This window comes from Catelliglobosispora koreensis DSM 44566 (assembly GCF_000379685.1).
Classification (GTDB): Bacteria; Actinomycetota; Actinomycetes; order Mycobacteriales; family Micromonosporaceae; genus Catelliglobosispora; species Catelliglobosispora koreensis.
The window spans coordinates 1,478,907-1,495,233 of sequence record NZ_KB903249.1 but is presented as its reverse complement, the minus strand read 5'-3'; the positions used below and the strand labels follow the sequence as shown (position 1 = coordinate 1,495,233).

Below are 16,327 nucleotides of genomic sequence, written 5' to 3'. Positions count from 1 at the left end.
TTGGGAGGAGCCGTGCCGGTCAGCGACGAGGAACTGGCGATCTGCCTGCGCGTGCTGGCCTCTGGGGTGTCCAACCCGGATCTCGATCAAGCGATTGTCCAAGCACACCGCCGCGTGAAGAAGTCCGCCAAATCCCGGCGCTCGGCGCAAACCCGTGCCCACGACCGCGAAATCGTCAGTCAGGCACGCCGGTTTCAGGAAGAGATCCCAGACACCACTCCCGCGATCGAGACGGCGGGCGAAACCGCCGGGGTGCTGCTGCGCATGCGGCGGTGCTATGTCTGCAAAGGACAGTTCCGCGAAGCCGACATCGACTACCACTTGCTCTGCCCTGGCTGCGCCGACGACAACCGTGTCCGGCGGTCCGCCCGGTGTGACCTGACCGGGCGCACGGCGCTGATCACCGGCGGGCGCGTCAAAATCGGCTTCCACACCGCGCTCAAGTTGTTGCGCGACGGGGCTGAAGTCATTGTGTCGACCCGGTTCCCCAAAGACGCGGCCAAGCGGTTCGCTGAGGTGCCTGACGCCGTCGACTGGGCGGGCCGGCTGCACCTGCATGGCACCGACCTGCTGGACCTGACCGCCATCACCGCCCTGATCGAGACCGTGCACGAGCGGTTTCCGGGCGGGCTCGACATTCTCATCAACAACGCGGCTCAGACGCTTTACCGCCCACCGGAATACCACCGTGAAGTGCGCACGGCTGAGGCGCAATCGCTCACCGGAGCCGCCGCCCGGCTGAGCGTCACGGCGAGCCAACCGTCCACAGTGGACGCGGCGAACCTGCCCGCCCTGATCGAGCACTACTTTCCCGCTGGGCTGACCGACGAGACCGGGCAGCCGCTCGATTTGCGCCCGCGCAACAGCTGGGTGTTGCGTGACGCCGACGTCTCCCCCGGCGAGTGGCTGCAGGCGCATGTGGTCAACGCGTTCGCCCCGTTTCTGCTCACGTCACGCCTGCGCCCGCTGATGGAAAAGTCGCCCTTCGCGGACCGCTATGTGGTTCAGGTGTCAGCGATGGAAGGCAGCTACACCCATCCCAACAAGACCCACCGGCACCCGCACACCAACATGGCCAAAGCCGCGCTCAACATGCTCACGCGCACCGTGTCTGGCGATTACGCCAGTGCCGGGATCCACATGAACAGTGTCGACACCGGCTGGGTCACCGATGAGAATCCGCACCCGGCCAAAATGAGCGCGCGGGACAAGGGTTTCCGGCCACCACTTGACGTCATCGATGGCGCGGCCCGGGTTTACGACCCGATCGTGCGTGGCGTGCTTGGCGAGCCGATGTCAGGCCACTTCCTCAAGGACTACCGGAGCGTGCCATGGTGAGGGAACCAACGCCGGTCCGCTGCCCGGTCATCACCCACCCCGAATACGGGCTGGCCGACCCGGCCGACTTCGCGCCGTTGCTTACGGGACTGCGTGAAGGAGCCGCGCCGGGCGAGTTCCCGCGCGGGCGCCTTCAGGCCGACGGACGGCTCGACCTATGCAAACAAGGCGTCGGTCCCTTGCTCACCGCCGACCTCACCCGCGCCGCCGCTGCTTCCGCCAAAGTCAAACACCTCCTTTTGGGTACCAACGGATTAGGCGACGAAGGAGCCAAAGCTGTCGCTGACGCGCTAGAGCCCGGCCACCAGATCGAGACGGTTTACTTGGGCTGCAACAAAATCGCGGCACCCGGCGTGGATTCGCTCGCCGAGCGGCTAGCCAGCGATACCACCGTGCGTGCCTTGTGGCTCAAGCGAAACCCGGTCGGCGACGATGGCGTGCGCCGCCTGTGCGAGGCGTTGCGCCACAACACCACGTTGCGCACGCTTGACCTCGTCAATGTCGGCCTCAGCGCTGACGGTCTCGCCGCCCTGGCCGGCGCGTTGAAGGGCCGCGAAGCCCGGCTGGAGCGGCTGTTCCTGGGCGGCAACGGGCTCGGCCCAGAAGCGGTGCCGATGCTGGCGTCGCTGATCCGTGACGCTGGTGTGCATGAGCTTTACCTCGCGGCCAATCACCTTGGCGACGAAGGAGTCTCGGCGCTGGCCCAAGCCGCGGCCGGGCTGCCCGTGTCGCTCGGCCTGGGCGGCAACGGAATCACGCCGGACGGTGCGGTAGCGCTGGCCCGCCACCTGACCGCCTGGCACACCCTCGACTTGGCACGCCCGCCCTCTGAACGGGCGCTTGGCGCCAACAGCAATCTGGTCGGTGACGCTGGCGCGGCCGCGCTTGCCGAAGCGCTTCCGCAGAGCCAGCTTCGCCGCCTCGACTTGCGTTACACCGGCATCACCGGGCGCGGCTTGCGGCTTCTGCTGACAGCCATCGACGGACACTCCACTTTGGAATATCTGGGCGTCAACGGTGGCGTGCCCCGGCGGATGCGGCGGGCCGCCGCAGCCGCGCTCGCCCACCACCCGTCTCAGCCTCACCCCGATGTCGCCGCGATTGCGAGTGTTTACCGGTGATCAGACCACCTTCGGTGCTTAAGAACTGGCAGCGCGTCCGCCGTTACGCGGTGCCCCACCGGATGATCGAGGAGTGCACCACGGCCCGGCTTAACGGCGATTGGCGCGCCGCCTGTGCGGCCGGTGGCATCGACGTGACGTTTGACGATCCCGCTGACGCGCGAGACGATCTGCTCGGCCTCATCCCCGATCTGCTGCGGTGGCACCTGCCCCGCACGCTTGGTGGGCGCACCAGTCTGGCGACCCGAGACTCGTGGGTTCTGCTGACCGGTCCCTTCGCGGACCGCGAACACGTGCTCGTGTTACGTCCACCTAAGACGGTGGATGGTTCGCAACGGCTGCGGTTAGACCTCGTTGCCGCAAGCGATATCAGCCGCAGCGACACCGTCGACCTTCCGCCGCACCTGTGGCACGCGCGGTTCGCCGATGGCCTGCGCGAAGCGTGGGGCGGTGCGTCCGGCCGTTTGCCCCGGTTCACCACGGCCGGTGATCCGCTGCCGGAGGAACAGTTCGCCGCGTCGGGCGAGGCCGGGCAAGCCGCAGCCGAAGAGTTGCCGCCCGGCGGAGGTGCCGAGGAGTCTGCACACCGGCTTCGCGGCGACGGCGGGCCGGCCGACGTGGAGGAGCTGGCGCATCGGCTGCGTGGTGAGGGACGCCTGGCCGAAGCATGGGCTGCCGCGGGGATCGTGCTCGGGCCGTCCATCGTTGGCGAGACACCTGAAGATTTTGCGCAACGTTCCGAGGACCCGTGGAACGCCAACGCGCCCAAGCTAGATGCCGCCGTCGCCCTCAAACAATCACAGCTGCGGACCGCCGAGATCCATGACTGGCTGGCCCAGCAACCCCTTCAGCTGACATCGTTGCGAGCCGAGGCCACCCGGTTGCGCCAGCGCTACCAGGAAGACCGGTTCCTGCTGCGGCTCGGCTGGAAACTCGGCGTCATCCTGACATGGAGCGAGGATCACTGGTCGGCGACGCTGGACTCATATCCGTACCGGCATGATGATGTGCGCCGCATCCCCTCCGATCTGGCCTTCCTCCCACCCGATCTCGATCTGCTCTGGCATGGCCTGATCACGGCTGATGACCTGCATCCGCTGGTGCGTAAGGCACTTCAGCTCCCCGCCGTAGCGGACATCCCGGCGGCCACAGTGGAAGAGCCAATCCGGGTGCGCTGCCAAGGACAATGGCACGTCGTGTCGGAAAGCGCTGGCTCGCTTGACCTTCCGGGGCACACCGAGGCCGAGATCCGCCGGGAAGCGGCGTTGCGCGGTCTGGGCGGAGAAGTGACCGGCTGCTTCCACGCGGCACAGGTCTGGCGGGGAGCCAAGGGGCGCCTACCCCGTGCGCTGCGGTTGCGGCGCCAGGACTTGCTGCAGCGGTTGCTCCATGCTGATGCCGCTGGAGTCCACGCCCTGCTCGACGCCGGGCTCGACCCGCAGCTCCGTGACGGCCGCGGGCAGAGCTTGCTGCACCACTTGCGGCGGTGGGATCACACGACCCTGCTGCCCCGGCTGCTGGAGGCCGGGCTGCCGATCGACACCCGAGACCATCGCGATAGGACACCGCTGAGCGTGGCCATCGGTGACGGTGGCGAGCTGGCCCTCGTCGAGGCGCTGCTCAACGCGGGCGCCGACCTGGGCATGGCCGGTCACGACGGCACCAGCGCGCTGGAGCTCGCGCAATACAAGGCCGGCATCTGGGACGACGATGACGGCGACGAGCAGGATGAAGACGACGATCCCGAGTTCGCGAATATCAAAGCGATCTACCGTTTGCTGAAAGGCTGGGCCAAACGATGACCGCCGCGCGTCTTGAGGCCGCCGACGACCTGATCGCGGCCACCCGGGCCACCCGCACCGAACGGGTCACCGACCCCCGGGCTGACGCGCTAGCGCTTGCCGTGTCAGCGAACCTGCCCGTGTTGCTGTGGGGCGAGCCCGGCATCGGGAAATCGGCGACGCTGCAACAGCTCGCCGAAGGGATCGGCGTCCCGCTGGAGACCGTCATCGCCAGCGTGCACGAACCGTCGGACTTTTCCGGGCTGCCCATCATCGGCGAAAACCCTGCCGTGGAAGGCGTTCCGATGGCCCCGCCCGACTGGGCGGTGCGCCTGGCGCGCAGTGGCGAAGGGCTGCTGTTCTTCGACGAGCTGTCCTCGGCACCACCGGCAGTGCAGGCCGCCTTGCTGCGTGTCGTGCTGGAGCGCCGGGTCGGCAGCCTCAGCCTGCCCGCGCGGGTGCGGATCGTCGCGGCCGCCAACCCGGCCAGCAGTGCCGCCGATGGCTGGCACCTGAGCCCACCACTGGCCAACCGGTTCGTGCACCTTTACTGGGCGCATGACCCTCGTGTGGTCGCGCGCGGGCTCGGCGGAACGTGGCCGTCGATTGAGATTCCCGCGCTCGATCGCTCCAAAATGGATAGTGCGCTGGCCAAAGCCCGTGGTTCGATCGCTGGCTTCCTCACCGCGCGACCCGGCCTGACGCACCACCTTCCCACCGACACCGAAGCCCGGGGCGGCGCCTGGCCCTCGCCCCGCACGTGGGAGATGGTGTTGCGGCTGCTGGCTTTCCACCACTGCAGCGGCACGTCGAAGGATGCTTTGAGCACCGCTGTCATTGGCGCCATTGGCAACGGGTCCGGCCTGGAGTTCGTGACCTACCTCGACGAACTCGACCTGCCCGACCCCGAGCGGGTGCTGGCCGACCCGGCGGCGTTCAAGCTGCCCAACCGCGGCGACCGTCAGCTGGCTTTCCTCACGGCGACCGTTGCCGCCATTCAGATGCGCGTCACCCAGCAACGCTGGAACGCCGGCTGGACAGTGCTCGCCAAAGCGGTCGACGCTGGCGTGCCCGACGTGGCGGCACGGGCCGCCATGGATCTGGCGGCGATGCGTGACCCGGCCTGGCCCGTTCCGCCAGACATCGACGCCTTCGTGGAAGTGCTGCAGCTGTCTGGCCGGCTATGACCCTGGACCGCACGAAGTTGTTAGCGGCCCGCTTCCGGGCGGCCAACGACCGGCCCTACTTCGCCACCGCTCTGTTCAGCCTGACCGTCATCGAATCCGCCGAGATTCAGACGATGGGCGTCGACAAGCACTGGCGCTGCTACGTTTCACCGTCGTTTGTGGACAGAACTCCCGTGCCCGAGCTGGCTGGGGTGTGGATTCACGAGATCGGCCACCTGCTGCGCGACCACCACGGCCGCAGCGCGCTGCTTCCCGAGAGCGACCGCCGCGACTGGCCGCGCGTGAACATCGCGCAAGACTGCGAAATCAATGACGATCTGCTCGCGGATCATGTTTCGCTGCCAGACGGGGGTTTTCACCCCGGCACCTTTGGCCTGCCCGATGGCCAGATGTTCGAGCAATACCTGCCGCATATTCCACCAACGCCGCACGGGCCCAACTGTGGTTCAGGTGCGCACGGGACGGCACAGCCCTGGGAGCTGGGCGGCACCGGTGCTACCGGAGTGTCCGAAGTGGAGGCTGCGGCGATCCGCCGGCAAACCGCTGAAGGCATCCGCCAGCACGTGCGCTCGCGCGGCACCATCGCCAACGGCTGGAAGCGGTGGGCTGACGAGGTGCTGGAGCCGACCATCGACTGGCGCCGTGCCCTCACCGGTGCGGTCCGTGAAGCGGCGGCGTGGGCCTCGGGAGCGGTCGACTACACCTTTCAGCGGCCGTCACGCCGCAACGCGGCCCTGCCACGCGTGGTGCTGCCTCGTCTGCGCCAGCCGGTGCCGCGGGTCGCGATCGTCATCGACACCTCCGGCTCGATGTCTTCCGACGATTTCGCCGAGGTGCTCGGGGAGGTCAGCGGCGTCCTGCGCGCTGTTGGCATCGGCGGCAACCGGGTGAATGTGCTCGCCTGCGACGCCGATGTGCACGCAGCGCGGGCCGTCAGCAGTGTCCGCGAAGTGGAGCTGGCCGGTGGCGGGGGCACGGATATGCGCGTGGGCATCAGCCAGGCGATGAAACGGCCCGATCCACCGCACATCGTCGTCGTGCTGACGGATGGCTACACGCCTTGGCCCGAGGCGCCTTTCGCGGCCACGCGTGTCATCGCGGGCCTCGTGGGCGACAATCCGCCCGCGCCGCCCGCCTGGATCAGCGCTATACGCGTCAAGCCCAGCTAGACGCGGGCATAGCGCAAGAAGAGCAGGTCTCCGTCGGGGATGGCGTGCACAAGATTCATGCGCCGCAACGGGTGTGGCGTACCCTCGCTGATCCGTCCTTCACCCGGGCCTGCCAGCAGTGGACCGATCGTCAGGCACAGCTCGTCGATGGCGTCCAAACCGGCCAGTGCGGCGACGATGTGTGGCCCGCCCTCGCACAGGATGTGCCCTTCAAGCTGAGGCAGCAGCGTTTCCAGTGGGCGCCCTTGTTTGCGTGAGGCTTCGATGAACTCCGGGTGCCGGGACATGCCGTGCTCCAGCCGCCACCGCTGGGCTGCTTCGCCGATCAGATCCCCCTTGTAGCCCTCAACCCGGACTGTGTTGGCACCAACGAGAATGACGTCGGCCATCATGCGGAGGGTCTGCATGAGCTCTTGGTCAGCAGGACCACCGAGGCCACCGGAGCGGCCTTCGAGGGTGGCGGCACCGTCCAAGGAGGACACCATGTTGATCCGCAACAGCTTCTTGCTGCGGTCCTCGGGCAGATAGGCGGCTAGGTGGCGCATCACATGTTGTGCACGGTGTAGGCGGGCTTGCGCCAGCCGATGATGGCTTCGGTCATGCGCACCGCGTCGACCGATTCCTTGACGTTGTGCATTCGCACGATCCGGGCTCCTTGCAAGATGCTGTAGACGGCGGCGGCCAGGCTGCCCGCGATCCGCTCACCGTGGGGACGGTCGAGGGTCTCGCCCACGAAGTCCTTGTTGGACACAGCTGCCAGGCAGGGGTATCCCACCTCGGCGATTTCACTGAGCCGTCGCGTGAGCTCAAGTGTGTGATAGGTGTTCTTGTTCAGGTCGTGCCCGGGATCGATGATGATCTGTCCCGGTTGAACGCCACGGCTGAGCGCCACATCGACCCGGTTGCGCAGGAACAGCGCGATCTCCGCCGCGATATCGGCGTATTGCGGCTGCGGATAGTGTGTGCGCGGCTTCGCCAGGCTGTGCGTGATGATCAGTTGTGTGTGCGGCCTGGCGGCCACGAGATCGGCGAGCGCGGGATCGTGCAAACCGGTGGTGTCGTTGACGACGTGCGCCCCGGCGTCGAGCGCCGCTTCGGCGACGCTCGCCCGGAACGTATCGACACTGACCACGGCACCCGTTTTCACGGCGGCCTCAACCACTGGCAGCACGCGGTCGGCCTCCACCTCGGCGGAGACTTCCCCATCGTTGGGCGAGAACTTCACCCCGCCGATGTCGACCCAGTCGGCTCCGTCGGCAACGGCTTTGTCCACTGCGGACACCGCCTTGTCGAGAGCGAACGTCGCGCCCTTGTCGTAGAACGAGTCGGGTGTCCGGTTGACCACCGCCATCACGGCGACTTGACGATCGAAGTCAAACGTCCGGCCGGCGATGGTGCGCACCGGCTCCCGCAATCGCGGGAGGAAAACACCCTGCATAACCTCAGATTACGCGGTGGCCTTGAGCTGAAGTCCTTTGCCACCGGCCTGCTTGAGTTCGAGCCTATTAGCATCGATCTTCATCGTCACTTCGCCCTCGAGGATCGGCAGGACGGCCTTTTCCAGCTCGCCTGCCGCGCCAGCGCAGAGCATCTTCGTCGTGGCGACCGCACTGAAGACGATCTTGTTGCCGGAGACCTTAGCCGAACCGGTCAGGGCGTTGCAGCCCGTATTACCGGTGACCTTGCCGTCGTCGGTGAACGTCAGGTGGGCTTCGGCTCCCTGCGGGATCGATGAGGCCGAATCACCTTCGAGCAGGGTGTCCACGACCCATTTCGTGCCGGTCAGCTTGCGATCGGGGTCGGCCACTTTGCGGTCCACCAGCGTCAGCTCCTCGTTGGTTCCGGTCAAGACGAGCTTGTCGCCCGTCAGCGCCCAGACCGGCTTGCTGGTCAGGAACTTGGTGAGCCACTCGTCCTGTTGCATGAGCGGCTGGTCACAGCCCATATCGGTGCCACCCATGTCGGTGATCACCAGTTTGTCACCCGGCTCGTCCACCACGGTGCCGAAAAGGTGATTGCATCCGCCCTGGACGGTCACTTTGCCTTTTTCCGGGAAGGCGACCGAGACGCGGCTGCCTTGCACCAGGGAGTGCCCCTTGACCTCCGTTGACAGGAAGGTCCGCCCGACAAGGGTGTTCACCTTGGAGTCTCCCGGGCCTCCAGGTTGGCTGATCCCACCGCAGCCAGCCGCCAGAACTAGCACGCCCATCAAGGCAGACGCAATCTTCATCATGTCCCTTTCGACGAGCCCGCGTTCGTGCCGGTTCCCTGGACAGCCTAGGCACTGACTGGACCTTGACTCGCCCTTGAAGGCACCGTGACGGACAGTTTCATCCTGGCTCGCATGAGACTTCGACACCTCATCGCCAAAACAGCCGCGATCGGGCTGATCGCCATCGGTGGCGTCGTGGCCACCAGCGCTCCGGCAGCGGCGGCGACGTACTACACGTGTTCCAACACTCAAGCACCCAATCCGTACCTGCCGAGCCTCTACGTCACAGTGTGCCTGGAACACTTTGGCTACAACGGTTCCCCGGTCCGGGCCTACGGCTGGGTCACCAGCTTCCACACCGTGGCCACCGTCTCGATTCAGGTTTCCCTAACCGGCGCGACCGCCACGGGATCAGCGACCTGCAGCAAGGTGCTCACCTACGGTCAAACGCTGGCTTGCACCGGTCTTGGCTGGGGTCTTCCTAGCCCCATCGCCAAGGGCAAGTTGATGATGGGCTCAACAGCGCCTGGCCAGCCACTTCGGTTCCACACGGTTTACTCGCCACAGCGAACCTGAGAAATTGTCCGAAAACGTGCAACCGGACATCGACCGCAAACGTTTTCGGGTTCATGACCAAATGGAGACGCAAAGCCTCGCTTCTGCTGAGTCTGCCACTGGTAGTGGTGGCGACCATGCAAGGCGTGATCCAGCCTGCGGCGGCGCAGGGCACCCCGTCACCCGATGCCCAGCGATACACGGTGACGCTGTTGACCGGCGATGTCGTGACTGTCGTGACCAGACGGTCGGGGTGCCCTCTCATCTCAGTGAAGCCAGCCAAGCCGAGTGGTGTGCAGGTGCGCGGTTGCGGGCCGGACGGGCATGCCCGGGTCGTGCCGCTCGAAGCCGCTCCGCTGCTCGGCTCGGTGCTCGATCCCAAGCTGTTCGACGTCACCACACTGATCCAGGAAGGCTATGACGACGCGAGCACCAAGGAGCTTCCGCTGATCGTGCGGCAGGAAGCCGGTGTGGCGAAGGGAACGGCTCTGAAGAGCATCGGCTCGGTGGCACTGAAGCACCTGAAGGGAACGAACTTCCTGCAAACCCTTGGCGCGCACGCGAAGTCGCTCAGGGCAAACACCGCCGGCACGGCAAGCGCACTGGTCAGATTGGACCGGCGGGTGCGGGTGACGCAAAGCCGGATGGACCGCAATCTCACCCAGGTGAGCGCGCCGCAGGCGTGGGAGTCGGGCCACACCGGGCAGGGGGTCAAGGTCGCCGTCCTCGACACCGGTGCTGACTTCACCCACCCCGACCTGGCAGGCCAGGTGTCCGAACAAGCCGACTTCACGGTCGCCGGCGGCGACGCGAGCGACGGGCACGGCCACGGGACCCACGTCGCCACCACGATCGCCGGAACGGGTGCGGCCGCCAGGGGCGAGCGCAAAGGCGTTGCTCCTGAAGCGAAGCTAGTGATCGGCAAAGTGCTCGACGACCACGGCTTTGGCGAGGAATCCGACATCATCGCTGGCATGGAGTGGGCCGCCGCTCGCGCCAAGGTGGTCAACATGAGCCTCGGCGGCTGGGAACCAAGCGATGGAACCGATTCGATGTCACAGGCGCTCAACGCCCTGACCGCGCAGCACGGCACGCTCTTCGTGGTCGCGTCTGGAAACGACGGACCGGATGCCATCAGCTCACCAGCGGCCGCGACGGAAGCGCTCACGGTCGGCGCGGTCGACGGAAACGACCGCCTAGCTTGGTTTTCCAGTCATGGGCCGGTCATCAACACTCGCGCTGCCAAGCCGGAACTAGTCGCGCCTGGAGTGGATATCGTCGCTGGGCGCGCCGCGGGCACCTCACTTGGCCGGCTGGTCGACGATAAATACACCGCCCTTTCTGGTACTTCGATGGCAACGCCCCACGTCGCGGGAGGCGCCGCGATCCTCGCACAGCGCTACCCGGATTGGACGCCCGCGCAGCTCAAGAGTGCTTTGGTCGGCGCGGTAGATCCGTTGCGGGGCAACGACACCTACGTTTCCGGATCGGGACGGCTCAACGTCGCTCGTGCGCTCAAGGGCGCCGTGAGCGCTCAGCCGATCGTCAACCTCGGCGCCCAGGGCACCGAGGCGAAACTCAGCTGGAGCGAGCCCGTGCAGACCAGCCTGTCCGCGACGGACCGGCTGGGCAAAGCGGTGCCTGCTGGCGCTGTCACGCTGCAGGGCAGCAAGCTCACAGTCAACCGGGCCTCACTCGCCTCCGGCTTCTACACGGCGACCGTCACCGCGAAGGGGCGCGACTCGGTCGCGATAACACCCGTGACGTTCTATGTTGAGCCACCTTCGTTCGATGTCCATCTGACCGCCACGCTGACACCGGGAACCGACCCGGAAGGGTTCGTTTACGGGTTCGGCGACCTCGTGAACCTTGACGATCCCTCGATTTCGAAGGCGATGTTCTTCGTTACGCCGGGTGGGCCGGGCTTCACGATGCGCGTGCCCGCGGGGCGCTACAGCATCCTGGGCTCGGTCGGTCAGTTCAGCCCGGACATCGCGGCGATCGTTGGCAGCGCCGACATCACCATCGCTGCTGACACGGCTTTCGTCCTCGATGGCGCCAAAGCCAAGCCGGTCACCGCGACCGTCGAAGGTGTTGACACGGTGCCCAACGCCAAGGGGATCACCTATGAGCAATCGGCCAGACGCGGCCAAAGCTGGTACAACTTCGCCTTCGCCTGGGGAGACGCCGCACGCGAGGAGAGCTTGTTCGCCAGCCCTGTCGGCAGCGCCGGAGTCGGCAAGTTCGAGACGTTTACGACGTTCAGTCTCCTGAAGCCGGGCGACGAGCCGAGCCCGTTCCTCTACGATCTGTTGCGCGCCAACGGAAATGGTATTCCGGCCGACCTGAACTACCGGTTCACCCGGGCCGAACAATCACGCCTCATCCGCATCGATCAGTTGTTCCACCGCCTCGACACGGATCCGACCTATGTGCAGCACAAGCGTTACGGATTTAGCCCGTCAGGAATCTACGTCATGGAAAACGACACGGACAACCTGCCGCACCGGCGCACCGACTACCTCTCCCCCGGATACGGCTACGTCGATGAGGCGTTCTACAACGGCGGCATCGGGTTTGGGGTCGTCACGCAGGAAGGCATCCTTACCTACGAGGCCGGCAGCCGGCACCAGAAGACGTGGGTACGCCAGCCGCTGCGCCCCGACTGGTACGACAACCCGGCGACCTCCCAAAGCGGTTGTGAGCCAACGAAACCTTCCCGCACACGGGGCAACATGTCGATCATGCTCGTGCCCATGACTGACCAGCATCAGCGGTTCACCTGTTTCGAGATCGGAAACGGCGAGCTCACGCTGGAGTTCAACGGTGAGCCGATCGCGATCCGCCAGGGATACATGGGCGAATTCGCGGTTCCTGAACAGGCGGGCACCTACCGGCTCACCCATGACGTGGACGCCAGTGGCTATCTGCCCGTCTCGAACCGGGTCGTGACGGCGTGGACCTTCCGCTCGGGTGCACCCAAGGGAACGGCCAGTGCCCCACTGCCCTTGCTGTCAGTGGACTACGCGCTGCCGCTCGACGCGAACAACCACCCGGCCGCGGGAAGGGCCTCGTTCACGGTCCGGCAGGCGCATGGCGTGCCTTGGCAATTCATCTCTTCTTTCGCCTTGCAGGTCTCCACTGACGACGGAGTGACGTGGCAACAGGTCATCGTGCGCCGAGAGGGCTTGGAAACCTTTAGCGCCAGCCTTCCACAGGCCGCCGCCGGGCAGTTCGTTTCCTTGCGGGTAAAGGCACGCGGCACCGCCGGAAGCGAGGTGGAGCAGACCATCATCCGCGCCTACCGTTAGCGAAAACGTGAAGTGGCCCCGGAGAAGACTCCGGGGCCACTTCTGTGCACGGGATTAGGCGCCGCGCAGGACAGCGCCAAAGCGTTGCGCGGCAACGGCGACAGCCGCGTCACGGGCCGCTACGGCTTCTTCGACCTTCAGGGTGCGGTCTGGCGCACGGAACGTCAGGCTGTACGCCAGCGAGCGCTTGCCGTCTTCGATGCCCTTGCCCGCGTAGACGTCGAACAACCGCACCGATTCGAGCAGATCCCCGGCGCCTTCCGTCAGCGCCCGCTCCACCTCGGCGGCCGGCACCGATGACGGCAGGATCAACGCGACGTCGATGAGCGCGGGCGGGTAGCCCGAGAACTTCGGCGGTGGCGTGACGGCCGGCAACGGGACCGCGTCGAGCTCAATCTCCATGGCGCTGGTGCCCCGCGGCAGATCGAGTGCCGCGCAGACAGCTGGGTGCAGCTCGCCAGCCCGGCCCACAGGACGCCCGGCCACGCTGATCTGAGCACACCGTCCCGGATGGAACGGCTCAGACACCAGTTGTGTGACCTCGATGTCGGCAGCCGGCACCGAGGCGGCGGCGAGGACATCACGAGCCGCCTGAACGGCATCGGCCCACGAGGCGGCACGCCCCTGCCCCCACCATCCGGAGCGCTCGGCCTCACCGGTGAGCACCGCGGCGGCCATCAGCGGCTGACGCGGAACAGCCTCGTTCGCCTTGTCCCACAACGTTTCCTCGGGCCGCCCGGCGACACCCATCACGGGTGGCGCGACGGCGCCCTCGGCAGGCAAGAAGACCAGACCCTGCTCGTAGAGCGCGACGTCGCGGTTGCCCCGCCCGAGGTTGCGCTTCAGTGCGCCCAGCAGCCCAGGCAGCAGGCTCGTGCGCATGAACGGTTCCTCTTCGGACAGGGGGTTGGCCAGCCGCACCGCCGGGGACGGGACGCTCAGGGTGTCCATCATGGACGCTGAGACGAACGGGAACGTGATGACTTCCACGTAACCCTGCTCGGCCAGGGTGCGCCCGACCGACCGCCGGCGGCGCTGCTGTGGCGTGAGGCCGTTGCCGGGCGGGGCGATGGGCAGCACGCTCGGGACCTTGGCGAAGCCATCGAGGCGTACCACTTCTTCGACCAGGTCGGCAGGCTGACGCAAGTCGGGCCGCCACGACGGCGGGATGACGTCGACGCGGTCGTCATAGGCCGCGACGTCACAGCCGACTTCGGTCAGGATGTCCGCGATCCGGTCAACGGAATAGTCCACGCCGATCAGCTTGGTGGGCTTGTCCGCCGCCATCGAGATCATCGTGGGCTGTTGCGGGTGGTTGAGGTCCAGCACCTCGGCCCCGGCTTTCCCACCGCCGTGCTCGACGAGCAGGTTCACGGCACGCTCGATCGCCACCAGGCACAGGTTGCGGTCGACACCGCGCTCCCAGCGCTTGGCGGCCTCGCTGAACAGCTTGTGCCGGCGGGCGGTCCGGCCGACCATCGCCGGATCCCAGTGTGCCGCTTCGAAAAGCACGTTCACCGTGGTCGGCTCGACTTCAGACGTGGTGCCACCCATGACGGCCGCGAGCGAGATCGGGCCAGTGTCGTCGCAGATCACCATGTCTTCGGCGGCGAGCGTCCGCTGCACACCGTCCAAAGTGGTCAGCTTCTCGCCTTCCTTGGCCCGGCGCACGACGAGGCCGCCCTTGAGCCGGTCAGCGTCGAAGGCGTGCATCGGCTGGCCCAGCTCCAGCATCACGTAGTTCGTGATGTCGATGGGCAGCCCGAGCACCCGGATGCCAGCCGTCGTCAGGCGCCGCCGCATGAAGTCGGGCGTGACCGCCTTGGGGTCGACACCGCGCACCATGCGCGCCGCGAAACGGTCGCAGCCAGCCGTGTCCTCGATGCTCACCGGATAGGCAGGCTTCTTCGTGCCCTCGGTCCGTGGGCCGAACCCAGGGTCGCTGAACTTCTGCTTGTACGCGTGTGCCAGCTCTCTTGCCACTCCGCGCACGCTCATCTGGTACCCCCTGTCGGGGGTTATCTCAAGCGTGAGGCCGATGTCGTCGAGTCCAACAACGGGCCTGGCGTCATCGCCCGGCTTGGCCTCAACGGAAGGGTCGAGCACGATGATGCCGGCGTGCTCGTCGCTGATGCCGAGCTCGCGGGCGGAGCAGATCATGCCGTTGGAGACGCGGCCGTAGGTCTTGCGTGAGCCCACCTCGAATCCGCCCGGCAGCACTCCCCCGGGCAGGATGACGACGACGAGATCGCCCTCGGCGAAATTCGTCGCCCCGCAAATGACTTCCTGCGGCGCGGACCGTCCAATGTCGAGGGTCACGAACCGGATCGGCTTCTTGAACTCTTTGAGCTCTTCGATCGTGAGCACACGGCCGACGACCAGTTCGCCGCGCACGGACTCGCGCTGATCGACGATGTGCTCGACCTCGATGCCGAGGTCGGTCAGCGCACTGTCCAATTCGGAGGCTGTGACGGTGGCGGGCAGCGTGACATGCTCCCGCAGCCAGGAAAGGCCAAGTTTCATGGTCACTGCACCTCCATGCCGAATGCGCGGGTGAAGCGCACGTCGCCTTCGAACATGTCACGCATGTCCGAAACACCGTTGCGGAACATCAGGGTCCGGTCGATGCCCATCCCGAAGGCGAACCCTGAATACACCTCGGGATCGATGCCACACGCCCGCAAAACGTTGGGGTGCACCATGCCGCAGCCACCCCACTCGACCCATTGCGGGCCATCGCGGTGCGCCTCGAACCACACGTCGAATTCCGCCGAAGGTTCCGTGAACGGGAAGTAGTGCGGCCGCCAGCGCGTCTTAGCGTTCGCGCCGAACATCGCCCGCGCGAAGTGATCCAGCGTTCCCTTGAGGTGGGCCATGGTGATGCCCTTGTCGACCACGAGACCCTCGACCTGGTGGAAGACCGGCGAGTGGGTCGCGTCGAATTCATCGGACCGGTAAACCTTGCCCGGCACGACAATGTAGATCGGTGGCTGGCGCATAAGCATGGTGCGCGCCTGCACCGGGCTCGTGTGGGTGCGCAGCACCAGGCCCTCGCTGGCCCAGAACGTGTCCATCAGACCGCGGGCCGGGTGGTCGGGCGCGATGTTGAGGGCATCGAAGTTCGCCCACTCCAGCTCCAGCTCCGGACCCTCAGCCACCTCATAACCCATGCCCACGAACAAATCGCCGACGCGTTCCATGAGTGTCGTGAGTGGATGGCGCGCGCCACGGGGCCGCCGGTCCCAGGGCAGGGTGACGTCGACCTGCTCCTCGCGCAGAACGCGCTCTTGCTCCTCGGCCTCAAGCTCAGCCAGGCGTGCGTCGTAGGCGGCTTGAATCTCGGTGCGTGCTTCGTTGAGACGCTTGCCCGAGTCGGCCTTGGCGGCTGGGGGCAGGGTGCCGATTTCCCGTCGCGCCAACGCGATCGGAGAACGGTCACCGAGGTGGGCTGGCTTTAGTTCCTGCAATGCCTTGAGGTTCGCCGCCGCGCTGAATGCCGTAGCGGCATCGGCGGCGTAACCCTTCAGCGCTTCAGGCGAAAGCGCTTCGGGCGATTTCGGGTCGTATGACATGAGAACTCCAGATGCTGGCAACCGAGATAGTCTAGGTTCCGTGGCTTGGCCACAGCCCACCGGGAGCAGTCTGAAGTGCGC

Annotated in this window: 12 protein-coding genes; 7 read left to right on the top strand and 5 right to left on the bottom strand. The window is 66.4% G+C overall.

What is annotated here, in order from left to right; genetic code table 11:
• Window positions 1-12: 12 nt before the first annotated feature.
• From A3E1_RS0106985 to A3E1_RS0106965, 5 genes are read left to right on the top strand one after another with little or no spacing between them, the layout of a single operon-like run.
• Window positions 13-1,338: an SDR family NAD(P)-dependent oxidoreductase gene (locus tag A3E1_RS0106985; protein WP_083929374.1), complete on the top strand. Its 1,326-nt coding sequence runs from the start codon at window positions 13-15 to the stop codon at window positions 1,336-1,338.
• Window positions 1,332-2,459, top strand: a complete 1,128-nt coding sequence (locus A3E1_RS0106980) for a leucine-rich repeat domain-containing protein (protein WP_020520038.1) — start codon at window positions 1,332-1,334, stop codon at window positions 2,457-2,459. Before A3E1_RS0106985 ends, A3E1_RS0106980 begins: the two co-directional genes overlap by 7 nt.
• On the top strand, window positions 2,456-4,261 hold the full coding sequence (locus A3E1_RS0106975; protein ID WP_026208174.1) for an ankyrin repeat domain-containing protein: 1,806 nt from the start codon (window positions 2,456-2,458) through the stop codon (window positions 4,259-4,261). Before A3E1_RS0106980 ends, A3E1_RS0106975 begins: the two co-directional genes overlap by 4 nt.
• Complete coding sequence (locus tag A3E1_RS0106970) at window positions 4,258-5,427, top strand: AAA family ATPase (RefSeq protein ID WP_020520037.1); 1,170 nt, start codon at window positions 4,258-4,260, stop codon at window positions 5,425-5,427. Before A3E1_RS0106975 ends, A3E1_RS0106970 begins: the two co-directional genes overlap by 4 nt.
• Entirely contained in the window at window positions 5,424-6,596 is a 1,173-nt protein-coding gene (locus tag A3E1_RS0106965) for a vWA domain-containing protein (protein WP_020520036.1), read from the top strand. The genes A3E1_RS0106970 and A3E1_RS0106965 overlap by 4 nt, the downstream gene beginning before the upstream one ends.
• On the opposite strand, the gene A3E1_RS0106960 is transcribed toward A3E1_RS0106965, so the two are convergent.
• The 3 genes from A3E1_RS0106960 to A3E1_RS0106950 are packed head-to-tail and all read right to left on the bottom strand — an operon-like array spanning window position 6,593 to window position 8,736.
• Window positions 6,593-7,141, bottom strand: a complete 549-nt coding sequence (locus A3E1_RS0106960) for a dihydrofolate reductase family protein (protein ID WP_020520035.1) — start codon at window positions 7,139-7,141, stop codon at window positions 6,593-6,595. The two genes, A3E1_RS0106965 and A3E1_RS0106960, sit on opposite strands and share 4 nt — an antisense overlap.
• Window positions 7,141-8,034, bottom strand: coding sequence for a dihydropteroate synthase (folP, locus tag A3E1_RS0106955; RefSeq protein ID WP_020520034.1), 894 nt, complete (start codon window positions 8,032-8,034; stop codon window positions 7,141-7,143). The genes A3E1_RS0106960 and folP overlap by 1 nt, the downstream gene beginning before the upstream one ends.
• Window positions 8,035-8,043: 9 nt before the next feature.
• Window positions 8,044-8,736 carry an META domain-containing protein gene (locus A3E1_RS0106950; RefSeq protein ID WP_169454372.1) on the bottom strand — a complete coding sequence of 231 codons (693 nt, stop codon included), beginning with the start codon at window positions 8,734-8,736 and terminating at the stop codon, window positions 8,044-8,046.
• 204 nt (window positions 8,737-8,940) lie between these two features.
• Here A3E1_RS0106950 and A3E1_RS0106945 point away from each other — a divergent pair, with 204 nt between their 5' ends.
• Together A3E1_RS0106945 and A3E1_RS0106940 are read left to right on the top strand one after the other, a co-directional pair.
• Window positions 8,941-9,384: a hypothetical protein gene (locus A3E1_RS0106945; RefSeq protein WP_157631342.1), complete on the top strand. Its 444-nt coding sequence runs from the start codon at window positions 8,941-8,943 to the stop codon at window positions 9,382-9,384.
• 53 nt (window positions 9,385-9,437) lie between these two features.
• A complete protein-coding gene (locus A3E1_RS0106940) occupies window positions 9,438-12,674 on the top strand; it encodes a S8 family peptidase (protein WP_020520031.1) in 3,237 nt (1,078 codons plus the stop codon).
• A 54-nt stretch (window positions 12,675-12,728) separates the two neighbouring features.
• On the opposite strand, the gene pheT is transcribed toward A3E1_RS0106940, so the two are convergent.
• Both pheT and pheS read right to left on the bottom strand, forming a co-directional pair.
• Window positions 12,729-15,197, bottom strand: a complete 2,469-nt coding sequence (gene pheT, locus A3E1_RS0106935; RefSeq protein ID WP_026208171.1) for a phenylalanine--tRNA ligase subunit beta — start codon at window positions 15,195-15,197, stop codon at window positions 12,729-12,731.
• A gap of 2 nt (window positions 15,198-15,199) precedes the next feature.
• A complete protein-coding gene (pheS, locus tag A3E1_RS0106930; RefSeq protein WP_020520029.1) occupies window positions 15,200-16,246 on the bottom strand; it encodes a phenylalanine--tRNA ligase subunit alpha in 1,047 nt (348 codons plus the stop codon).
• Window positions 16,247-16,327 lie beyond the last annotated feature (81 nt).

Excerpts from the sequence above, each read along its gene's own strand:
- A3E1_RS0106980 (WP_020520038.1), top strand. The coding sequence starts at position 1,332 with ATGGTGAGGGAACCAACGCCGGTCCGCTGCCCGGTCATCACCCACCCC.
- A3E1_RS0106970 (WP_020520037.1), top strand. The coding sequence starts at position 4,258 with ATGACCGCCGCGCGTCTTGAGGCCGCCGACGACCTGATCGCGGCCACC.
- A3E1_RS0106965 (WP_020520036.1), top strand. The coding sequence starts at position 5,424 with ATGACCCTGGACCGCACGAAGTTGTTAGCGGCCCGCTTCCGGGCGGCC.
- A3E1_RS0106960 (WP_020520035.1), bottom strand. The coding sequence starts at position 7,141 with ATGCGCCACCTAGCCGCCTATCTGCCCGAGGACCGCAGCAAGAAGCTG.
- folP (WP_020520034.1), bottom strand. The coding sequence starts at position 8,034 with ATGCAGGGTGTTTTCCTCCCGCGATTGCGGGAGCCGGTGCGCACCATC.
- A3E1_RS0106945 (WP_157631342.1), top strand. The coding sequence starts at position 8,941 with ATGAGACTTCGACACCTCATCGCCAAAACAGCCGCGATCGGGCTGATC.
- A3E1_RS0106940 (WP_020520031.1), top strand. The coding sequence starts at position 9,438 with ATGACCAAATGGAGACGCAAAGCCTCGCTTCTGCTGAGTCTGCCACTG.
- pheT (WP_026208171.1), bottom strand. The coding sequence starts at position 15,197 with ATGAAACTTGGCCTTTCCTGGCTGCGGGAGCATGTCACGCTGCCCGCC.
- pheS (WP_020520029.1), bottom strand. The coding sequence starts at position 16,246 with ATGTCATACGACCCGAAATCGCCCGAAGCGCTTTCGCCTGAAGCGCTG.